The organism is Mycobacterium heckeshornense (assembly GCF_016592155.1).
Taxonomy (GTDB): domain Bacteria; phylum Actinomycetota; class Actinomycetes; order Mycobacteriales; family Mycobacteriaceae; genus Mycobacterium; species Mycobacterium heckeshornense.
Genome location: NZ_AP024237.1, coordinates 1,572,498 through 1,593,826, shown reverse-complemented (window position 1 = coordinate 1,593,826; position 21,329 = coordinate 1,572,498). Strand labels below are relative to the sequence as shown.

General features: G+C 66.8%; 19 protein-coding genes. 6 read left to right on the top strand and 13 right to left on the bottom strand.

Annotated elements, in window-relative coordinates; all coding sequences use genetic code 11:
• Window positions 1-62 precede the first annotated feature (62 nt).
• Genes murI through clpS form a run of 8 tightly spaced genes read right to left on the bottom strand, consistent with a single transcriptional unit; the run spans window position 63 to window position 5,216 of the window.
• On the bottom strand, window positions 63-881 hold the full coding sequence (gene murI / locus MHEC_RS07715) for a glutamate racemase (protein ID WP_048893002.1): 819 nt from the start codon (window positions 879-881) through the stop codon (window positions 63-65).
• Window positions 878-1,543 carry a rhomboid family intramembrane serine protease gene (locus MHEC_RS07710; RefSeq protein WP_048893001.1) on the bottom strand — a complete coding sequence of 222 codons (666 nt, stop codon included), beginning with the start codon at window positions 1,541-1,543 and terminating at the stop codon, window positions 878-880. The genes murI and MHEC_RS07710 overlap by 4 nt, the downstream gene beginning before the upstream one ends.
• Entirely contained in the window at window positions 1,534-2,505 is a 972-nt protein-coding gene (locus tag MHEC_RS07705; RefSeq protein ID WP_048893000.1) for a cysteine synthase, read from the bottom strand. Before MHEC_RS07705 ends, MHEC_RS07710 begins: the two co-directional genes overlap by 10 nt.
• Before the next feature lie 2 nt (window positions 2,506-2,507).
• Window positions 2,508-2,780: a MoaD/ThiS family protein gene (locus MHEC_RS07700; RefSeq protein ID WP_048892999.1), complete on the bottom strand. Its 273-nt coding sequence runs from the start codon at window positions 2,778-2,780 to the stop codon at window positions 2,508-2,510.
• 10 nt (window positions 2,781-2,790) lie between these two features.
• A complete protein-coding gene (locus MHEC_RS07695; protein ID WP_048892998.1) occupies window positions 2,791-3,213 on the bottom strand; it encodes a M67 family metallopeptidase in 423 nt (140 codons plus the stop codon).
• Window positions 3,214-3,264: 51 nt separating this feature from the next.
• Window positions 3,265-4,299: a P1 family peptidase gene (locus tag MHEC_RS07690; RefSeq protein ID WP_048892997.1), complete on the bottom strand. Its 1,035-nt coding sequence runs from the start codon at window positions 4,297-4,299 to the stop codon at window positions 3,265-3,267.
• A gap of 16 nt (window positions 4,300-4,315) precedes the next feature.
• The gene (gene aosR, locus MHEC_RS07685; RefSeq protein WP_048892996.1) at window positions 4,316-4,888 is read right to left on the bottom strand and encodes an oxidative stress transcriptional regulator AosR; all 573 of its coding nucleotides are present in this window, start codon (window positions 4,886-4,888) and stop codon (window positions 4,316-4,318) included.
• Window positions 4,889-4,913: 25 nt separating this feature from the next.
• Window positions 4,914-5,216, bottom strand: coding sequence for an ATP-dependent Clp protease adapter ClpS (clpS, locus tag MHEC_RS07680; RefSeq protein ID WP_048892995.1), 303 nt, complete (start codon window positions 5,214-5,216; stop codon window positions 4,914-4,916).
• 9 nt (window positions 5,217-5,225) lie between these two features.
• Here clpS and MHEC_RS07675 point away from each other — a divergent pair, with 9 nt between their 5' ends.
• The 3 genes from MHEC_RS07675 to MHEC_RS07665 all read left to right on the top strand — a co-directional run bounded on the left by MHEC_RS07675 (window position 5,226) and on the right by MHEC_RS07665 (window position 9,642).
• Window positions 5,226-6,572, top strand: a complete 1,347-nt coding sequence (locus MHEC_RS07675; RefSeq protein ID WP_172442102.1) for a nicotinate phosphoribosyltransferase — start codon at window positions 5,226-5,228, stop codon at window positions 6,570-6,572.
• Window positions 6,573-6,602: 30 nt separating this feature from the next.
• Window positions 6,603-8,564 carry an ATP-dependent DNA helicase gene (locus MHEC_RS07670; protein WP_099868864.1) on the top strand — a complete coding sequence of 654 codons (1,962 nt, stop codon included), beginning with the start codon at window positions 6,603-6,605 and terminating at the stop codon, window positions 8,562-8,564.
• Window positions 8,565-8,634: 70 nt separating this feature from the next.
• Window positions 8,635-9,642, top strand: coding sequence for an NHL repeat-containing protein (locus tag MHEC_RS07665; RefSeq protein ID WP_048892992.1), 1,008 nt, complete (start codon window positions 8,635-8,637; stop codon window positions 9,640-9,642).
• On the opposite strand, the gene glgP is transcribed toward MHEC_RS07665, so the two are convergent.
• Window positions 9,629-12,217, bottom strand: a complete 2,589-nt coding sequence (glgP, locus tag MHEC_RS07660) for an alpha-glucan family phosphorylase (protein ID WP_048892991.1) — start codon at window positions 12,215-12,217, stop codon at window positions 9,629-9,631. The two genes, MHEC_RS07665 and glgP, sit on opposite strands and share 14 nt — an antisense overlap.
• A 947-nt stretch (window positions 12,218-13,164) precedes the next feature.
• Between glgP and MHEC_RS07655 the strand changes: the two genes are divergently transcribed.
• Together MHEC_RS07655 and glgB are read left to right on the top strand one after the other, a co-directional pair.
• Complete coding sequence (locus tag MHEC_RS07655; RefSeq protein WP_200902206.1) at window positions 13,165-15,252, top strand: alpha-1,4-glucan--maltose-1-phosphate maltosyltransferase; 2,088 nt, start codon at window positions 13,165-13,167, stop codon at window positions 15,250-15,252.
• A 7-nt stretch (window positions 15,253-15,259) separates the two neighbouring features.
• Window positions 15,260-17,464, top strand: coding sequence for a 1,4-alpha-glucan branching protein GlgB (glgB, locus tag MHEC_RS07650; RefSeq protein ID WP_048892989.1), 2,205 nt, complete (start codon window positions 15,260-15,262; stop codon window positions 17,462-17,464).
• Window positions 17,465-17,491: 27 nt separating this feature from the next.
• Here the strand turns inward: glgB and MHEC_RS07645 are convergent, their stop codons facing one another.
• Window positions 17,492-18,394, bottom strand: coding sequence for a thioredoxin family protein (locus MHEC_RS07645; RefSeq protein WP_048893016.1), 903 nt, complete (start codon window positions 18,392-18,394; stop codon window positions 17,492-17,494).
• A 187-nt stretch (window positions 18,395-18,581) separates the two neighbouring features.
• Window positions 18,582-19,763 carry an acetyl-CoA C-acetyltransferase gene (locus tag MHEC_RS07640; RefSeq protein WP_048892988.1) on the bottom strand — a complete coding sequence of 394 codons (1,182 nt, stop codon included), beginning with the start codon at window positions 19,761-19,763 and terminating at the stop codon, window positions 18,582-18,584.
• An 81-nt stretch (window positions 19,764-19,844) separates the two neighbouring features.
• On the opposite strand from MHEC_RS07640, the gene mce reads away from it, so the two are divergent.
• A complete protein-coding gene (mce, locus tag MHEC_RS07635) occupies window positions 19,845-20,321 on the top strand; it encodes a methylmalonyl-CoA epimerase (RefSeq protein WP_048892987.1) in 477 nt (158 codons plus the stop codon).
• On the opposite strand, the gene MHEC_RS07630 is transcribed toward mce, so the two are convergent.
• Both MHEC_RS07630 and nucS read right to left on the bottom strand, forming a co-directional pair.
• Window positions 20,318-20,608 (bottom strand): hypothetical protein, encoded by a 291-nt coding sequence (locus MHEC_RS07630; protein WP_071700543.1) that lies wholly within the window; start codon window positions 20,606-20,608, stop codon window positions 20,318-20,320. The two genes, mce and MHEC_RS07630, sit on opposite strands and share 4 nt — an antisense overlap.
• 23 nt (window positions 20,609-20,631) lie before the next feature.
• On the bottom strand, window positions 20,632-21,303 hold the full coding sequence (gene nucS, locus MHEC_RS07625) for an endonuclease NucS (RefSeq protein ID WP_048892986.1): 672 nt from the start codon (window positions 21,301-21,303) through the stop codon (window positions 20,632-20,634).
• Window positions 21,304-21,329: the final 26 nt, after the last annotated feature.

Genomic DNA, 21,329 nt, shown 5'->3' with positions numbered 1-21,329 from the left:
CCCGGTGCCTGATTGGCGAAAACATCGCCTCTTTGCCCTGCGATCAGCATCACCGCACTGCGCTAGTGGGCGGGCGAATGACGGTGCACCGGTTGCACGCTTGTGATCGCCGGACCCAGAAATCGCGCCGCCAGCTTGGTGAAAGCGTCGGGGTCGCCGGTGGCTTCGAATACCCGTGTGGCGGGCGGGGCGTCATGTGGCCGCAGTAGCTCCTGTTCAGTCAGCACCCGGACCAGTTGCTTGGCGGTCTCTTCGGCACTGGAGACCAGTGTGACGCTCTCCCCCATGGCCAGCTGGATGATCCCGGACAGCAACGGATAGTGCGTGCAGCCGAGCACCAAGGTGTCGACCCCGGCCCGCTGTAGCGGTTCCAGGTAGCCCTCGGCCAGCCCGAGCACCTGGCGACCGCTGGTGATTCCGCGCTCGACGAAGTCGACGAACCGGGGGCAGGCCACCGCGGTGATCTCGGTGTCTGGAGCCGCGGCAAACGCGTCCTGATAGCTGTGCGAGGCGATGGTCGCCCGGGTGCCGATCACCCCGATACGCCCGTTGCGGGTGGCGGCGACCGCCCGTCGCACCGCCGGCAAGATCACTTCGACGACCGGTACGTCGTAGCGTTCACGGGCATCGCGCAGGCAAGCCGAGGACGCCGAATTGCAGGCGATCACCAGTGCCTTGACGCCGCGGTCGACCAGGTCATCGCCGATGGCCAGCGCGTGCGCACGAATCTCCGGGATGGTGAGCGGGCCATAAGGGCCGTTGGCGGTGTCGCCGACGTAGATGATGTCCTCGTCGGGCAGCTGGTCGATGATCGCGCGCGCGACGGTGAGCCCTCCCACCCCGGAGTCGAAAATCCCGATGGGCGCCAGCTGCGATGTCATGTGCGACCCGGGCGGGGTGTTCGTCGGGCACGGGTTGCGCGTTCCGGGCCGGACAGCAGATACGCGGCCAGCACACCGGCGATGCCGCCGCATAGATGCGCCTGCCAGGACACGCCGCCGCACATGTTCAGCACCGGAACCGCGCCCCACAGGATGCCGCCATAGAAGAACAGCACCAAGAGCCCGACCGCGATCTGCCACGGGTTGCGGGTGAACAGTCCGAAGACCACCAGAAAGGTGAGCCAACCGAAGACGAGGCCGGAAGCGCCGATGTGGTCGGTCTCCCCGCACACCGAACCAACGTTGCCGATCAACCAGGTACCGAAGCCGCCGATAACCCAAACGATGGCGGTGGCCCAGACGAATCGGGCCAGGCCGGACAAGGTGACCAGGAAACCGAGCACCAATGCCGGTCCGGTGTTGGCCATCAGGTGCGCCCAGTTGGCGTGTAGCAGCGGCGCGAAGATGATGCCCCACAGGCCGTCGGTCTCCAGCGGCCGGATGCCGTTGCGGTCCAGGGCGTGGCCGTCCAGCTCATCGACCAGCTCGGCGACGTACAGCAACGCCACGAAGCTGATGATGGTGACCCCGCCGACCTCCCACCGGGAGCGCTTTTGCGTTTGGCGGGCCGCGGGGTATCGAGTCGGCCCGCTTACGCCCATAGCTGTCCTTCCAGCGCGTCCTCAGCCTCGTCAAGGCTACCGGTGTAGGCGCCGGTGGACAGGTACTTCCACCCCGCGTCAGCGACCACGAACGCGATGTCCGCGCGCTCCTTGGCCGCCAGCGCCTTTGCGGCCACCCCTAGGGCGGCATGCAGCACGGCCCCGGTGGAAATGCCCGCGAAGATGCCTTCGGCGTCGATTAATTCCCGGGTACGGCGCACCGCATCGGCCGAACCGACCGAGTAGCGAGTGGTCAACACGTCAGGGTCGTACAGCTCGGGCACGAAACCCTCGTCGATATTGCGCAGCGCGTAGACCCCCTCGCCGTAGCGGGGCTCCGCTGCCACGATCCGCACGTCGGGCACCCGCTCGCGCAGGTACCGTCCGGTGCCCATCAGGGTGCCGGTGGTGCCCAGCCCAGCGACGAAGTGCGTGATCTCGGGCAAGTCGGCCAGCAGTTCAGGACCGGTGCCGCAATAGTGCGAATCGGTGTTGGCCGGGTTGCCGTACTGATAGAGCATCACCCAGGACGGGTTGGCCGCGGCCAGTTCCTTGGCTTTGGCGACAGCGGTGTTGGAGCCGCCCTGTGCGGGCGAGAAGATGATCTGCGCGCCGTACAGCTCGAGCAGCTGACGGCGTTCGACCGAGGTGTTTTCCGGCATCACGCAGATCAGCCGGTAGCCCTTGAGCCGGGCCGCGACGGCCAGCGAGATCCCGGTGTTGCCGCTGGTCGGTTCGAGGATGGTCGCGCCGGGCGACAGCAACCCGCCGGCCTCGGCCTGCTCGATCATCCGCAGCGCCGGGCGGTCCTTGATCGACCCGGTCGGGTTTCGGTCTTCGAGTTTGGCCCACAGCCGCACGTGTGGGCCGTCGGGCCCGTCGTCCCAGCGCGGCGACAGGCGCGGCAAACCGACCAATGGCGTATTGCCCAGCGCGGCCAGCAGCGAGTCGTATCGGGTCACGTTCAGCCACCGGCGACGGCCGGCAGGATGGTGATGGTGTCGCCGTCGGAGATCGCAGTGTCCAGGCCGCCGGAAAACCGGACGTCCTCGTCGTTGACGTAGATGTTGACGAAGCGGTGCAGTTTGCCGTTTTCGACCAGCCGCTCGGAAATGCCCGAGTAGTTGGCTTCCAGGTCGCTGATGACCGCACGCAGCGTGTCCCCGCTCGCTTCGACACGCTTTTGCCCCTTGGTGTGGGGCCGCAGGATGGTGGGGATCGACACAGTGACGCTCATGGGCCTTCCTTCAGGGCTCTCGGTAGCGCTCGACGACTTTGACCGGCTCTTCGGTGACCACGCCGTCGACGATGCGGTAGCTGCGCAGCTCGTACTGGTCGGGGTCGCGGGTGGACACCAGTACGTAGTGGGCATCGGGCTCGGCGGCCAGATTCACATCGGTTCGGCTCGGGTACGCCTCCGTTGCGGTGTGCGAGTGGTAGATCACGACCGGCGTGTCGCCTGATGCTTCCAGCTCGCGCCACACCTTGAGCTGCTCGGCGGAGTCGAAACGGTAGAAGGTGGGCGAGCGTTCGGCGTTGACCATCGGGATGTGCCGCTCGGGACGATCGGAGCCCTCCGGGCCCGCGAGCACCCCGCACGCCTCGTCGGGATGGTCAGCGCGCGCATGGGCGACCATCGCGTCCACCAGATCGGCCCGGATCACCAGCACGTCACCGTTTTCCTCTCGTCATCTGCGCCGTTCCTCCTCGTCGCTTAAGCATCATCCCCGGCGCTGCCGGTCGAACGCTCCGGGCAACATGCCGCGGTAGGTCGGTATTCCGGCCACCGGCTCGGCGGCGATAACCCCGGCCAGCACGGCACACGCCACGCAGTCGGCCGCTGCCGCGCCTATCGCCGTCACCAGCGCCGTCTCCGGGGAGAACGCGGCCGGTGTGTCCGCAGGTGGCGCTACCTCGACGGCCCCGGTCGCCAGCCCGAACACCATATCGCCGTCCACCGGGGTGTGCGCCGGGCGGATGCTGCGGGCCAGACCGTCGTGGGCGGTGCTCGCGACCTGCCGGCAAGCGGCTGGGCTCAGCGCGGCGTCGGTGGCCACCACCGCAACGGCGGTGTTCAGCGAGCTCACCGGCGATTCCAGTGCTGCCAGGTCGGCCAGCTGCTCGGCTGGCGGCGGCGCCAGCCCGAACTCGTCGGCCAGATACGCCAGCCAGGGCAGCCCGGTGCTCTGGTCGACGACATTGCCCGCAGAGTTCACCACTACCAACGCGCCGACCGTCGCCCCGCACTCCAGTGTCATCGACGCCGTGCCGACACCCCCCTTGAGCACGCCGGCACGTGCCCCCACCCCGGCACCAACCGTGCCGACGCCGACCTCGACAGCGGCCGCTTCACAGGCCGCGTATCCGAAGTCGGCCGTCGGCCGGCAGCGCCAGTCGCCGACGTACAGATCGAAGATCACCGCACCCGGCACGATGGGCACAACCCCACCGGGCATGGCCACGCCGCGGCCGCGTTCCTCTAGCCAGCGCATCACACCGTCGGCGGCCGCCAAGCCGTAGGCGCTGCCGCCGGCGATCAGCACCGCGTCGACATAGCGGACACTGTTGGCGGGGTCGAGCAGGTCGGTTTCCCGGCTGCCGGGCGCCCCGCCGCGGGCGTCGACGGCGCCGATCGTTCCGGGCGGGGTTACCACGACGGTGACGCCGCGGGCCCAGCCCGTCCCCATGGCCGCGTCGGGATCCAACCGGTGGTAGTGGCCGACGAGGATACCTCCGACGTCGGTGATCGAGTTCATCGCGTGACCATCGGCGTCATCGGCGCCCCATCAACGCCAAGACCAGGTATTCCTGCAGGACTGTCAGCCACTGGTAGACGTCGAGGTGCGGGGCCAGCGGATGGTCGTCCGGCAGGCGCTCCGGCCCGTCCGGGCTGATGCCGAGCATGGTGCCCAGCGCCAGCCGGATGTCGTTGACGGCCGCGATCCAGGCGTTGGCGGCCTGCTCGGTCAACTCGAACCGACCGCCGTCGTCTGGAACGGTTTCCAATAATTGTTGGGCTGCAACACGTTTGGCGTCGATGATCTCGGGCTCATGCAAACTGCGCAAAGCCGCATTAAGGCTGTCGGCGGCGCGGGGATCGTCGTCGTCAGGGCGGTGGAAGTCGGGCAGCAGCCGCCGCAGCGTCGCATCTTCGGGCGGCCGGGAATTACCTGTCCTCATCCCGGTGATCTGCTCGAGTTCATCGGGCGGCAGGGAAGATTCGCGTTGATCGAGCATGCCGATCAGCGAACCGACGAGGCTTTTCAGCAGGGCGGCCTCATGCGGAGCCAACGCGGACCGAAAACGGGGACCGTCCGCGGTCTCGACCCGCTTCCACTTGCGCACCGTGTCCTGGCTGTCCTCTGACCCGTCACCGGTCCTGCTGCATGGTGGCCCACAACCCGGCCGCATGCAGTTTGGACACGTCGACTTCCATCTGTTCTCGGCTGCCCGACGAGACCACGGCCTTGCCTTCGTTGTGCACCTGCAGCATCAGCTTGGTGGCGTGCGGCTCGCTGTAGCCGAAGAGTTTCTGGAAGACATACGTGACGTAGGTCATCAGGTTGACCGGATCGTCCCACACGATCGTCACCCACGGGCTGGCCGTGACGTCACCCGGATCGACGTGGCGTTGCCCGGTGGTTTCCGGCTTAGTCGGCGCAGACGCAACCATGCTCCCAGGATACCGAGCCGCGGCGGCGCAACCCGATACCGTTGCGGTGTGAACGACTCGGCGTGCGCTGGGCTGCTGACCGACAAGTACGAGTTGACCATGCTGGCGGCGGCGCTGCGCGACGGTACCGCCGAGCGCCGCACCACCTTCGAGCTGTTCGCCCGCCGGCTCCCGGACGGCCGCCGCTACGGGGTGGTCGCCGGCACCGGCCGGTTCCTCGACGCGTTGCCGAGTTTCAGGTTCGACGACGATGCGCTGACGTTGCTGGCGGAGTTCCTGGACCCGGCGACCTTGGAATACTTGCGCGGCTATGCGTTTCGCGGCGATATCGACGGCTACGCCGAAGGCGAACTGTACTTCCCCGGGTCCCCGGTGCTTTCGGTAACGGGCAGCTTCGCCGAATGCATCGTGCTGGAAACTCTGGCGCTGTCGATTTTCAACCACGACAGTGCCATCGCATCAGCGGCCGCGCGCATGGTCAGCGCGGCCCGTGAGCGGCCGGTGATCGAAATGGGCTCGCGAAGAACCCACGAGCAGGCCGCGGTCGCCGCCGCGCGCGCGGCTTATATCGGCGGCTTCGCCGCAACGTCGAATCTGCAGGCCCAGCGCCAATACGGCGTGCCGGCGGAAGGCACCGCCGCGCACGCATTCACCTTGTTGCACACGCACCCCGACGGACCCGACGAGCTGGCCGCGTTTCGCGCCCAAGTCGACGCGCTGGGCACCGACACCACACTGCTGGTGGACACCTACGACGTCACCACCGGCGTGGCCAATGCGGTGGCTGCCGCCGGCCCCGCGCTCGGCGGGGTCCGGATCGACTCCGGCGAGCTGGGCGTGCTGGCCCGCCAGGTGCGCGAGCAGCTCGACGGCCTGGGAGCGACGCAGACGCGGATCATCGTGTCCGGCGATCTCGACGAGTTCGCCATCGCCGCGTTGGGCGCGGAGCCGGTCGACAGCTACGGTGTCGGCACCGCGCTGGTCACCGGGTCGGGCGCGCCGACAGCGAACATGATCTACAAGCTGGTTGAGGTGGACGGGATACCGGTGCAGAAGCGCAGCAGCCACAAGGAATCTCAGGGCGGCCACAAGGAAGCCCTTCGGCTGTCACGCCCGACGGGCACGATCACCGAGGAAGTCGTGCATCCCGCAGGCCAGCGCCCCGACGTCGCCGGGCCATGCCGGATATTGACGGTCCCACTGGTGCGAGGCGGCAAGGTGGTGGCCGACACGGACATATCCGCCGCGCGAAATCTGGTGGCATCCGGATTGCGCAGCCTGCCGTGGGAGGGTCTGATGTTGTCGCACGGCGAACCGGCGATCCCGACGACGCAGATCCCGGCCCGACACCCCTAACACCTGACGGCAGGAGTAGCCACGCCCGACCTGTCCGTGTCCGACCTGCTGGCCACCGCGGTGGCCGCGATTGGCGGCAGCCGCCGCAGCGGCCAGCTGGAAATGGCAACGGCGGTGGCCCACGCGTTCGAAACCGGGGAGCATCTTGCCGTTCAGGCCGGCACCGGCACCGGCAAGTCGCTGGCGTATCTGGTGCCGGCGATCGTCCGCGCGGTGTGCGACGACACACCGGTGGTGGTGTCGACCGCGACAATCGCCCTGCAGCGCCAACTCGTCGACCGCGACCTGCCGCAGCTGGTTGACGCGCTTTCCGAGGCCCTGCCCCGTCGTCCCCGCTTCGCGCTGCTGAAAGGCAGGCAGAATTACCTGTGCCTGAACAAAATTCACAACGGAACCGACGCCGACGCACCGCAGGACGAGTTGTTCGAGCCACTGGCGGTGACCGCGTTGGGCCGCGACGTGCAACGGCTCACCGCGTGGGTGTCGTCGACCGACACCGGGGACCGCGACGACGTCAGGCCAGGCGTGGCGGACCGGTCGTGGGCGTACGTCAGCGTGTCGGCGCGGGAATGCCTGGGCGTGGCCCGCTGCCCTTTCGGCAGTCAGTGCTTCGCCGAACGGGCGCGTGGCCAGGCGGGTAACGCCGACATTGTCGTCACCAACCACGCGCTGCTGGCCATCGACGCCCTCGCCGAATCGGCGGTGCTGCCCGATCACGAGCTCTTGGTCGTCGACGAAGCACACGAATTGGCCAACCGGGTCACGGCGGTGGCCACCGGAGAACTGTCGGCCACCGCGCTGGCGATTGCCCATCGGCGCGCCAGTCGCTTGGTCGATCCTGAGCTCGCCGAACGGCTCGAGGCCGCTACGACGATCGTGTCGTCTGCGATCCACGACGGCGTGCCCGGACGCATCGACCGCATCGATGACGAGATGGCCACCCATCTGACGGCCTTGCGCGACGCGGCGAACACGGCCCGGGCCGCCATCGATACCGCGCCCGGTGATCCGAAGGCGGCCGCCGCGCGGCTGGAGGCCGTCGCCGGCCTCGCCGAGATCGAAGACACCGCGGCGCGAATCCTGACGTCGTTCACGCCGGCGATCCCGGATCGCACCGACGTGGTCTGGCTGGAGCACGAGAACCGCGGTGCGACGCGCGCGGTGCTCAAGGTGGCGCCGCTGTCGGTGGCCGGACTGCTGCGCGAGCGGCTGTTCGCACGCTCCACGGTGGTGCTGACGTCGGCCACGCTCACGGCAGGCGGCAACTTCGATGCCATGGCCGCGGCGCGGGGCTTAACCGGCGACGGCAACGACCAGCCGCGCTGGCGCGGGCTCGACGTGGGATCGCCGTTCGCCCATGCCAGGGCCGGAATTCTGTATGTCGCGGCCCACCTGCCACCGCCCGGGCGAGACGGTACCGGCTCGGTCGAGCAGCTGAACGAGATCGCCGGCCTTGTCGACGCCGCCGGGGGTCGGACGCTGGGGCTGTTCTCGTCGATGCGTGCGGCGCGGGCCGCCGCGGAGGCGATGCGCGAGCGACTGGCCACGCCGGTGTTGTGTCAGGGCGACGACAGCACCGCCGCGTTGGTCGAGCAGTTCGCCGCCGACCCCGCGACGTCGCTGTTCGGGACGCTGTCGCTGTGGCAGGGTGTCGACGTCCCGGGCCCGACGCTGTCGCTGGTCATCATCGACCGCATCCCGTTTCCGCGGCCCGACGACCCGCTGCTGAGTGCCCGCCAGCGCGCCGTCGCCGCGCACGGCGGCAACGGGTTCATGACCGTGGCCGCCAGCCACGCGGCGCTGCTGCTGGCCCAAGGCGCGGGCCGGCTGCTGCGCAGCGTCGAGGACCGCGGGGTGGTCGCGGTGCTCGACTCGCGGATGGCTACCGCCCGCTACGGCGGCTATCTGCGGGCCTCGCTGCCGCCGTTCTGGGCGACCACCAACCCGTCGCAGGTGCGCAAGGCGCTGGAGCGGCTGCGCAGTGCGACGTGAGGCGGCGCGGGCAGGCGCGGCCTTCCGCTCACCGGGCGCCCGTCGCCGCGGAACCGCATAAAGTGCAGCGATGAGCTTCGCTAGTTGTGCTCGTCGACTGGGCTGGATTACCGGCGTCGTCGCGATCACCGTGCTCGCTGCCGTGCCCGCCGGCTGCGGGGACAACGGCAGCACCACCCCTGCCACGACCGCGCCGACCACCACCACGACGGCGAAAACGACTGGCGCCCCGGCCTCGGGGCGATCGTCACCATCTGCACCGCCGGTGGGGCCCACGACGGTGCTGCCCTTCACCGGACTGGATCGCCCCACCGGCGTGGCCGTGGACCCCAGCGGCGCGGTCTACGTCACCGACAGTGGCAACAATCGCGTCGTAAAACTGGCCGGAAACGCTGACAACCAGACCGTGTTGTCGTTCACCGGCCTCGACGGTCCGGTCGGGGTGGCGGCGGACAACGTCGGCGACGTCTACGTCACCGACGCTCACAGCAACCGCGTGTTGTGGGCACACCCGCCCCGGTCCGCGCCGGCTCCGCCCTGGCAAGCCACCTCTCGCACCGAATGGGTGGGGCCTTTCAGCGGCCTGCAGGCGCCCCGCGGTGTGGTAATGAACGCGGGCCAGGATTTCCAGGATTTCTATGTCGTCGACGGTGGCAACAACCGGGTGCTGCATTGGAAAACCGGGATGGCCGCCCCGGAGGTGCTGGCCTTCACCGGTCTCAGCCAACCGGACGGCATCGCGGTCGACGGCAATTCCAACGTGTGGATCACCGACACCGGCAACAACCGGGTGCTGCAACTGCCGTCGCACTCCAACACCACCCAAACCGCGCTGTCGTTCACCGGCCTCAACGACCCGCACGGTGTGGCGGTCGGCCCCGACGGCGTCTACGTCACCGACAGCGGCAACCACCGGGTACTGAAACTGAGAACAGACCCGACGAGCAAGGTCACCACTTTGTCTGTGATGCCGTTGACTGGCCTGGACAATCCGCGCGGCGTGGCGGCGGACCGCCAGGGCAACCTCTACGTCGTCGACAGCGGCAACAACCGGGTACTGAGACTTAGGCCAGTGTGACCAGGCCGAGCTCGTTGGGTGCCGCGAGCATCGGATGGTTCGGCAACACGCGCACGGTGTAACCGACCGCCCCGGCCAGTGGCAGCGGTGTTGTCGCCGAGAAGATCTCACGACCCGCGCCGGCACTGCCGCTGTGTGACATCTCGATCGTGACGGGGTCGCGCAGGCTGTCGTCGGCGTCGACCCTGCCCAGCAGCGCTTGCACGGCGACCTCATCGGGACGCAGCCCGGCCAGCTCGACGGTCGCCGTCAGCGTCAGCTTGGAACCCAGCACCGGGGTATCGGGTAGCCCGGTGCTGTCGACGTCGGTGATGCGAATGCTCGGCCAGGCCTGCAACGCGCGTCGGCGATAATCGGCCAAATCGCGGGCCGGGCCGAAGCCATCGCCGCCCACGGTGCGCCGCAACGACTGGGCCGCCGGGGTGTAGTAACGCTCGACATAGTCCCGCACCATGCGCGAGGCCAGGACCTTCGGCCCGAGCGTTTGCAGCGTGTGGCGCACCATCTCCATCCACCGAGGTGGAACGCCGTGCTCGTCGCGTTCGTAGAACTTCGGCACTACCGAGTGCTGCAGCAGGTCGTAGAGCGCGCCGGCCTCCAGGTCGTCGCGACGGCCGGCCTCAGCCACTCCATCGGAAGATGGTATCTCCCAACCGTTTTCGCCGTCATACCACTCGTCCCACCAGCCGTCACGGATCGACACGTTCAACCCGCCGTTGAGCGCACTCTTCATTCCGGAGGTGCCGCACGCCTCCAGCGGGCGCAGCGGATTGTTCAGCCAGACATCGCAGCCCCAGTACAACCGCCGAGCCATCGACATGTCGTAGTCGGGCAGGAACGCGATGCGGTGACGCACCTCGGGCCGGTCGGCGAACCGCACCACCTGCTGGATCAGCGCCTTGCCGGCGTCGTCAGCCGGATGCGACTTGCCCGCGACGATCAGCTGGATCGGCCGTTCGTCGTCGAGCAGCAGCTGCTCGAGCCGCTGCGGGTCGCGCAGCATCAACGTCAGCCGCTTATACGTCGGCACCCTCCGGGCGAACCCGACAGTGAGCACCTCGGGATCGAACGCCGTCGCGATCCATCCGAGTTGGGCATCCGATGCGCCGCGCTCCAGCCACGAGCGATGCAGCCGCGCGCGGACGTCCTCGACCAGCAAAGCTCGCAGCTGCGAACGGATCGACCACAACCTGGCTGGATCGACATCCTGCAGTCGCAGCCACACCGCGGGCTCGCTGAACGAGTCCGAGCCGACCAGCTCGCGGCCCAGCTCGAGCCACTGCGGCGCCGCCCAGGTACGGGCGTGGACGCCGTTGGTGATCGACCCGATCGGCACCTCGTCGGGGTCGAACCCGCGCCACAGCCCGTTGAACATGGCCCGACTGACCCGTCCATGCAACTGCGAGACGCCGTTGGCGCGCTGGGCCAGCCGCAGGCCCATGTAGGCCATGTTGAACGTCGTCGGGTCGTCCTCGGCGCCCAGCTCGATGATCCGGTCGGTCGGCACACCGGGCAGCAGCGCATGCCCATCGGGACCGTCGGGATAGTCGCCGAAGTAGCGGCGCACCATATCCACTGCAAACCGGTCGATGCCAGCCGGCACCGGCGTATGGGTGGTGAACACCGTGCTGGCACGCACGACCGTGAGCGCGGTGTCGAAATCCAACCCTGAATCGGTCATGAGTTCACGGATTCGCTCCACACCGAGGAAGCCGGCGTGGCCCTCGTTCATGTGGAAGACCTCCGGTGCGGGCAGCCCTGATATGGCGGTGAAGGCGCGAATCGCCCGCACCCCGCCGATGCCGGCCAGGATCTCCTGTTTGATGCGATGTTCCTGGTCACCGCCGTAGAGGCGGTCGGTGATGCCGCGAAGCTGATGTTCGTTCTCGGGAACGTCGGAGTCGAGCAGCAGCAGCGGAACCCGGCCGACCTGGGCGACCCAGATCCGGGCGTGCAGCCGGGCGGAGTCGGGCAAAGCCAGTACGACCAGCACGGGCTGACCGCCGTCGTCGGTGAGCAGCCGCAACGGCAGCCCCTGCGGATCCAGCGACGGATAAGTCTCGTGCTGCCAGCCGTCGGCAGTCAACGACTGCCGGAAATACCCGGAACGGTAGTAGAGGCCCACCGCGATGAGCGGCAACCCCAAATCGGAGGCCGACTTGAGGTGGTCACCGGCGAGGATGCCCAGCCCGCCTGAGTAATTGGGCAAAACCTCGGCAACCCCGAACTCCATCGAGAAATACGCGATGCAGGACGGCATCTCCACGCCGTTGCTCTGCTGCTGCTGATACCAGAGCGGGCGAGTCAGATAGTCGGTCAGCTCGGCTGCCAGCTCGTCAAGCCGCGCGACGAAACCGTCATCGACCGCCAACTCGTCGAGCCGTGCCGGGCTGACCGCGCCCAGCAACGCCACCGGGTCACGGCCGCACTGCGCCCACAACCCGGGGTCGATCGCCGCGAACAGATCCTGGGTCGGCTTTTCCCACGACCATCGCAAATTCGTGGACAGCTGTTCCAAGGCGGCCAGCCGCTCGGGAAGGTGAGCGCGGACGGTGAACCGGCGAAGAGCCTTCACGCGTTAGTACCTTACTGACGAGTGGTCAGCTGTGCGCGCCGACATAGGCCCTGGCAGTGGCGTTTTCAGCGGCAAATGAAGGTACGATCAGGCTGGTCGCGATGCCGAACCGCCGGCCACTATGACGCCCGCCAGCGCGATCCACTTGCCCCCGTCGACGAGTGGAAACCATAGCCACGGAACGACGGGCTCACAGGCTGGCACTCATTGGTTAGCCTGTTGAACCATTCGCCCCGCCCGCACTCCGGGGGTGGCGGTGGTGGTCCCAGAGGCTGGCACGCGTTGGTTCCAGGATCCCACGCGGTGCCCGGCCCGCAGTCAGGCGGTTGCGCCGAGCTAACCCCAAGCGATACCGCTATGACGCATGCCATGGGCGCCAACGCTAGCGCGACCATGCCCGACACGCTGCCGATAAAGCTGCTCATCGAAGCCCTCCCGTCGGAGCGTCCAGGCCCCAGGTTTTCAATCCGACGCTGCGCAGCCGCGCCGCGTATCGACTGAGTCTAGAAGCAACTGGTGGAACCCCGGCGCCAGCGCATGCCGACCCGTCGCACCACCACCGCCCTCGTAGCCGAGTCGAACTGCACTAGTTTCGATCCTTGGACCACCTGCCCAAAGCGCGGAGGTGGCCATGGTTGTGTGCTGCCTAGAAGGTCCGGCTGATTTTACGGCGCGGGTGGCGCAAGGCTCGCGATAACGGTTGTCCCTAGCGAGCTCGCCGACCTCATGTCGGATCCCAAAGCCGGTCTAGGTCGCTGACCAGCACCGGCGGACTCATAACCTCACTGGTTCCCGGCCCGGGCGTAGTTCGCCACAGCCACCGCTACCGCGCCCCGCGTGTGGCTGGACATTACGGTGGGTATTGGGCGCACAGAGCTTCCCCCAACATCGCGGTTTGACCGCGCGAGGAAATACGCGACTACGGATACAGCAGGATGGAGTGGCGGGTGCCCGGTCGTGTCGAGATCGATGACGTCCAGCCCGTCGTTTCGTGCGGGACGTACCCCGCGAAGGCGGTCGTGGGTGAGGTGGTCCCGGTGCGGGCCGCGGTCTGGCGAGAAGGACACGAAGCGGTCGCGGCAACCCTGGTGGTGCGATACCTCGGGCCGCGTTACCCGCAGGTGAGCGAACTGCGCCGGGTCAAGGCGGTGCAACTCGCCGACCAAGTGCCGACCGCGACCGCCGAGGCACCCACACGGGTCAAGCCGCTGCTGGTTCCGATGACCATGGGCGAAGAGCCGTTTATCTTTCACGGTCAGTTCACCCCGGACAGTGTCGGGCTGTGGACGTTTCGAGTCGACGGCTGGGGTGACCCGATCCGCAGCTGGCGCGACGCGGTGGTGGCCAAGCTCGACGCCGGTCAGGGTGAAACCGAACTGTCCAACGACCTGCTGGTGGGCGCCCGGCTCTTCGACCGCGCCGCTGCCGGCGTCCCGCGCGCCGAACGTGATCCCCTGCTGGCGGCCGCGGCTGCCCTGCGCACCCCTGGCGATCCGGTGACCCGTGCCGCGCTGGCGCTGAGTTCTCAGATCGACGAACTGCTGCGGCGCTATCCGCTGCGTGAACTGGTCACCCGCGGCGAACAGTACGGGATATGGGTGGACCGCCCGCTGGCCCGGTTCGGTGCGTGGTACGAGATGTTTCCCCGCTCCACCGGCGGCTGGGACGACGACGGCAACCCGGTACACGGCACCTTCGCGACCGCGGCGGCGGCACTGCCGCGCATCGCGAACATGGGATTCGACGTGGTGTATCTGCCGCCGATCCACCCCATCGGCAAGGTGCACCGCAAGGGCCGCAACAACGCCGCCACCGCTGCGCCCGGCGACGTCGGATCGCCATGGGCGATCGGCAGCGACGAGGGCGGCCACGAAGCGGTGCACCCGCTGCTGGGCACCCTCGACGACTTCGACGACTTCGTGGCGACGGCCCGCGATCTGGGCCTTGAGGTTGCGCTGGACCTGGCACTGCAATGCGCGCCGGACCACCCCTGGGCGCGAGAACACCCGGAGTGGTTCACCACGCTGCCGGACGGCAGCATCGCCTACGCCGAAAACCCGCCGAAGAAATACCAAGACATCTATCCACTCAACTTCGACAACGATCCGGCCGGTCTCTACGACGAAGTACTGCGGGTGGTGCGCCATTGGATCGACCACGGGGTGAAGGTCTTCCGGGTCGACAATCCGCACACCAAGCCGCCGGACTTCTGGGCGTGGTTGATCGGTCAGGTCAAAGCGGCCGATCCGGACGTGATCTTTTTGTCCGAGGCCTTCACCCCGCCGGCCCGGCAATACGGGCTGGCCAAGCTCGGCTTCACCCAGTCCTACACCTATTTCACCTGGCGCACGTCGAAGTGGGAGCTGACCGAGTTCGGCAACCAAATCGCCGAACTCGCCGACTTTCGGCGGCCCAACCTGTTCGTCAACACTCCCGACATCCTGCACGCTGTGCTGCAGCACAACGGCCCAGGCATGTTCGCGATCCGCGCAGTACTGGCGGCGACCATGGGTCCGTCCTGGGGCATGTACTCCGGCTACGAGCTTTTCGAGCACCGCGCGGTGCGTGAAGGCAGCGAGGAATACCTGGACTCGGAGAAATACCAATTACGACCTCGCGACTTCGCTGGTGCGCTGGCTGAGGGACGATCTCTAGAGCCGTTCATTAAGCGGCTCAACGAAATTCGGCGACTACATCCGGCGCTGCGTGAACTACGCACAATTCACTTTCACCACATCGACAACGACGCGCTGCTGGCTTACAGCAAATTCGACCCCACCACCGGTGACTGCGTGCTGGTGGTTGTCACGCTGAATGCGTTCGCGCCTGAGGAGGCGACGTTGTGGTTAGACATGCCGGCGCTGGGTATGGAGCCCTATGAACGGTTTTGGGTGCGAGACGAGATTACCGGCGAGGAATACCAATGGGGAGCAGCCAACTACGTGCGGATCGACCCGGCCAAAGCGGTGGCCCACATCATCAACATGCCGCTGATTCCGGACGAATCACGAATGACGTTGCTGCGCCGGAGGTGAGGTTGCGATGACGCCCACCGATCAACTCGCCAAGGCGCACCTGGCACCCGACCCCGCCGACCTGGCTCGGCTGGTGGCGGGCGAACACCATAATCCGCACGGGATCCTGGGTGCTCACGAGTACGACGGTCACACCGTGATCCGGGCGCTGCGCCCGCATGCGCTGGAGGTGGTTGCACTCGTGGGCGGCAAACGGTACCCGATGCAGCACATCGAATCCGGGTTGTTCGCGGTGGCGCTGCCGTTCGCCAACCTCATCGACTACCGGCTCGAGGTGAGCTATCGGCGCGCTGACGACGTCGACGTGCACACGGTGGCGGACGCTTACCGCTTCTTGCCGACCCTGGGCGAAGTCGATCTGCATTTGTTCGCGGAGGGCCGCCACGAACGCCTCTGGGAGGTATTGGGCGCGCACCCGCGCTCGTTCACCACCGCTGACGGCGTCGTCGAAGGCGTCTCGTTCGCGGTGTGGGCGCCTAACGCCAAGGGCGTAAGTCTCATCGGCGACTTCAACCACTGGAACGGCAACGATGCCCCTATGCGGGTGCTCGGTTCGTCGGGGGTGTGGGAGCTCTTCTGGCCGGGCTTCCCGCCCGGCGGGCTGTACAAGTTCCGGGTGCACGGCGCCGACGGTGTGGTCACCGAACGGGCCGACCCGTTCGCGTTCGCCACCGAGGTACCACCGCACACCGCGTCGAAGGTGACCTCCAGCAGCTACACCTGGGGGGACGGCGAGTGGATGAGCCAACGTGCCCGCCGCAACCCGGTGTTCGAGCCGATGAGCACCTACGAGGTGCATCTGGGCTCGTGGCGCCCGGGACTGGGCTACCGCGAACTTGCTCGTGAGCTAACGGATTATGTTGTGACACAGGGCTTTACCCATGTCGAGATGTTGCCCGTCGCCGAGCACCCGTTCGCCGGGTCGTGGGGATACCAGGTCACTTCCTACTATGCGCCGACATCGCGGTTCGGCAGCCCCGACGAATTCCGGGCGCTCGTGGACGCGCTGCACCAGGCTGGCATCGGCGTCATCGTGGACTGGGTCCCGGCGCATTTTCCCAAAGATGCATGGGCACTTGGCCGTTTCGACGGCACAGCGCTCTACGAACATTCCGACCCCAAGCGCGGTGAGCAGCTCGATTGGGGCACTTATGTTTTCGACTTCGGTCGGCCTGAGGTCCGCAATTTCCTGGTTGCCAACGCGCTGTACTGGTTGCAAGAGTTCCATGTCGACGGTTTGCGAGTAGACGCCGTCGCTTCCATGCTCTACCTGGACTACTCCCGTCCGGCTGGCGGCTGGACACCGAACATCCACGGCGGCCGCGAGAACCTGGAAGCGGTGCAGTTCCTACAGGAGATGAACGCCACCGCACACAAGGTGGCGCCGGGCATTGTCACCATCGCCGAGGAGTCGACCTCGTGGCCGGGCGTCTCGCGACCGACAAACGTTGGCGGGCTTGGCTTTTCGATGAAGTGGAACATGGGCTGGATGCACGACACGCTGCACTACATGAGCCGTGATCCCATCTACCGGAGCTATCACCACCACGAGATGACGTTCTCGATGCTGTACGCGTTCAGTGAAAACTTCGTGCTGCCGCTCAGCCACGACGAAGTGGTGCATGGAAAGGGCACGTTGTGGGACCGGATGCCCGGCAACGACCACATGAAGGCCGCCGGGGTCCGTAGCCTGCTGGCCTACCAGTGGGCACACCCCGGCAAGCAGCTGTTATTCATGGGCCAAGAATTCGGCCAGCGCGCCGAATGGTCCGAGCAACGCGGTGTGGACTGGTTCCAGCTCGAGGAGGACAGCTTTTCCACCGGCATTTTGCGGTTGGTGCGCGACCTCAACGAGATCTACCGCAGCCACCCCGCACTGTGGAGCCAGGACAGCAGCCCTGAGGGATATTCCTGGATCGACGCCAACGACTCGGCCAACAACGTGTTGAGTTTTCTGCGGTACGGCACCGACGGATCGGTCATGGCTTGCGTGTTCAATTTCGCTGGGGTCGAACACCGCGGCTACCGGCTCGGCCTACCCTCGGCCGGCCGGTGGCGCGAGGTGCTCAACACCGACGCGACCGACTACCGCGGCGGGGGTGTCGGCAACCTCGGCGGCGTCGACGCCACCGAGGAGCCGTGGCACGGCCGCCCGGCGTCGGCGGTGTTGGTGCTGCCGCCCAGCTCGGCGCTGTGGCTGGAACCCGCGTAGCGGGCGGCAAGCCCCGGCTAAGCCACCTCAATAGAGCGCGTTGGCGAGGTTGCGCCGACCTGCAATCACATCGGGGTCGGCGGGATCGAACAAGTCGAACAGCTCGATTAGCCGAGTACGCACCTTGGTGCGCTCGTCGCCAGAGGTCCGCTTGACCAGCGCGATCAGTCGGTCGAACGCGGCGCTCACTTCTCGATTGAGAATCTGCACGTCGGCGGCAGCGAACGCGGCTTCAATGTCGTCTGGCGCGGCGTCGGAGACCGCCACGGCGTCGGGACGCCGTCCGGTCGCGCGCACCAGAAAATCGATCTGACGGATGGCACCTTTGGCTTCCGCGTGGTTCGGGTTGGCGTCCAGGATGGCTTGATACGAGTTTCGCGCAGCAGCGAAGTCGCCCGCCTCGAGCTGCTCACGTGCCTTCGCCAATGCCGGGTCAACCTGTTCGGGCTCACCGGAAGTCGTCGCACCGGTTAGCTTTCCGGCTGTCGCCGAAAGCAGCGAGTCCAGCCAGCGCCGCAGCTGGTCGGCAGGTTGCACACCCTGGAAGCTCGAAATCGGTTGTCCGGCAGCCAACGCCACCACCGTCGGCACCACTTGAACACCGAAGATCTGGGCCACCCTAGGTACGGCGTCGACGTTGACCATGGCCAGCGACCACTTTCCATTGTCGGCGGCGGCCAAATCCGCGAGCGTGTTGGCCAACTGGAGACATACGTCACTGCGCGGCGACCACAGCAGCACCACAACCGGGACCTGATTGGACCGGACCAGTACTTGCTCTTCGAAGTTGGCCTCGGTGATCTCGGTGCCCGCCTGGTGCGCCGACGCCGCATCGCCAGCGGAGGCCTGCTGCTGGGCTCGCTGCTTGAGGGCCGACAGATCGACCGCACCGGCCATGGCGGGCCCGATCGGGGGACGGGAACGCGTCACATCACCAAGTCTGTCACGTCGCTTCAGCCGCCGATCCACCCGGTTGGCGCTGTCCCGGCGGCGCCGCAAACCGTCCAGAACAGGGCCGACGGACGCGCTGATCAACTGATATGACGAAAATCACACTCCGCGGCGCGCGGCCCCGCGCCAGCAACGTTTCAGCGGCCGTCCAATCTGGTGGCGTCGACTAGCCGGCCCGCAAGATGAGCGCGTCGCCCTGACCGCCCGCACCGCAAAGCGCGGCAACCCCGTACCCGGAGCCGCGGCGCGCCAACTCCAGGGCCACATGCAGGGTGATCCGAGCCCCGGACATGCCGATCGGATGCCCGATCGCGATCGCGCCACCGTTGATGTTGACAATGTCAGGATCGACGCCAAGCTCCTTGGTCGAGGCCAAAGCCACGGCCGCGAACGCCTCGTTGATCTCGACCACATCGAGGTCGTCGACGCAGATGCCTTCCCGGGCAAGAGCTTTCTTGACCGCGTTGGCGGGCTGTGACTGCAGTGTGGAATCGGGCCCGGCCACTACTCCATGCGCCCCGATCTCGGCCAGCCAGCCCAGTCCAACCTCGATGGCCTTCTGTTTGTTCATCACGACGACCGCCGCCGCACCGTCGGAAATCTGCGATGACGAGCCGGCGGTGATGGTGCCGTCGGGGCGAAAGGCCGGCTTCAGACCGGCCAGCGACTCGGCGGTGGTGTTGGCGCGGATGCCCTCGTCCTCGCTGAACTGCAGTGGATCGGCGTTGCGCTGCGGGATGTCCACCGGCACCACCTCGTCGGCGAAGACGCCGTCCTTCCAGGCTGCCGCGGCTTTCTGATGCGAACGCGCAGCGAACTCGTCCTGCTGGCGGCGGGTGAACTTGTCCGTCGCGTTGCGCTGCTCGGTCAGCGCCCCCATCGGCTGGTCGGTGAACACGTCGTGCAGCCCGTCGTAGGCCATGTGGTCCAACACCGTCACATCGCCGTACTTGTAGCCCGCCCGGCTGCCCATCAAAAGGTGTGGCGCCTGGGTCATGGATTCCTGGCCACCGGCCACCACCACGTCGAATTCGCCGGCGCGAATCAGCTGGTCGGCAAGTGCAATCGCATCAAGACCGGAAAGGCACATCTTGTTGATCGTGAGCGCCGGGACGTCCCAGCCGATCCCGGCCGCCACCGCCGCTTGGCGTGCCGGCAGCTGACCGGCTCCGGCGGTTAGCACCTGCCCCATGATCACGTACTGGACCAGCGACGCCGGCACCTTGGCCTTCTCAAGGGCACCGGAGATCGCGATCGCTCCCAGATCGCTGGCCGAGAAATCCCGCAGCGAACCCATTAACTTGCCAATGGGTGTCCGTGCTCCAGCAACGATCACCGACGTCGTCATGATTACCTCCAGCGCGGGCGTAGACGGCCGATTTGGCCGATCGGAGAAGCACAATCGTGCCCTACAGGTTACCGTGGCGTTATGACCACCGATCACGTTGACGTTCGTCGCCCCCTGACCACCGCGTTGGTGACGGCGGTGGACCACGTTGGCATCGCAGTACCCGACCTGGACGAAGCGATCGCGTGGTATCACGACCATCTGGGCATGATCGTGCTGCATGAAGAGGTCAACGACGACCAGGGAATCCGTGAGGCGATGCTGTCGGTACGCGGCGCCCCGGTCGGCAGTGCGCAGGTTCAGCTGATGGCCCCGGTCGACGAGTCGTCGGCGATCGCGAAGTTCTTGGACAAACGCGGGCCCGGCATTCAGCAGCTCGCTTACCGGGTCAGCGACCTTGATGCGCTCACCGAGCGGCTGCGCGACCAAGGCATCCGGCTGCTCTATGACGCCCCGCGGCGTGGCACCGCCAACTCGCGGATCAATTTCATCCACCCCAAAGACGCTGGCGGGGTGCTCATCGAACTGGTCGAGCCCGCCGAATCAGCTCGACACTAAGACCATTTTCGGGTCGGGCCGCGTGTTGCGCGATTGGCCCAGCACGAGGTGTGCCAGTGGCGCCGGTCCTCGACACCATGTCGCGGATCAGCTGGCCACACCACGACATGTGCTGTGCCAGAACGGATTTCATGATCGCAGCCAGGACAGCGGTATGTCTTGACGGCTCGGGCTGCGGCGACGGGTCTTACCGCGTATTCGTAGCCGCCAGGTCCGGTTTCGAGACGGTCCGGCATCGGCAACGGCCCGACCCGGGTCTGGCGACGTGGCGAGGTGCGGCGTGCCATAGCTTCAGTGTAGTGAGACAACCTCAGAACAGCCGATACTCGCTGCTGTCAAGTCCGCGCATTTTATCGTAATCCAAAGTGATACAACGGATTCCACGATCAGTAGCTAATGTACGCGCCTGGGGCCTAATCAGTTGGGCGGCAAGCACGCCGCTGACCGGTGCCAGCGCTTTGTCGCGGTTGAGCAGCTCGAGGTAGCGGGTCAACTGTTCGACGCCCTCGATCTCGCCTCGGCGTTTAATCTCCACGGCCACCGCGCGGCCCTGCTCGTCGCGGCACAACAAGTCGACCGGGCCGATCGCTGTCATGTATTCCCGGCGGATCAGCGTGTATCCGGTGCCAAGCAGTTCGACGTGCTCGGCCAGCAGAGCCTGCAGATGGGCTTCCACGCCGTCTTTGACCAGCCCCGGGTCGACACCGAGTTCGTGGCTGGAATCATGCTCGATGCCTTCGACGGTGATGCGCAGCTGCTCACCGACCTTGTTCTGCACTACCCAAACCGGCAAGGGTCCGTCGAGTTCTTCGGTGAGCCAGCACGGCGGGCTCATCCAATTCAGCGGCTTGTAGGCACCGTCGTCAGCGTGCACACTCACCGAGCCGTCGGCTTTGAACAGCAGCAATCTGCGCGCGGACGGCAGATGTGCGCTGAGCCGACCCAGGTAGTCGACCTTGCACTGAGCGATCACGAGGCGCACCCGAGTCACCTTAAAGCCACTGCGGA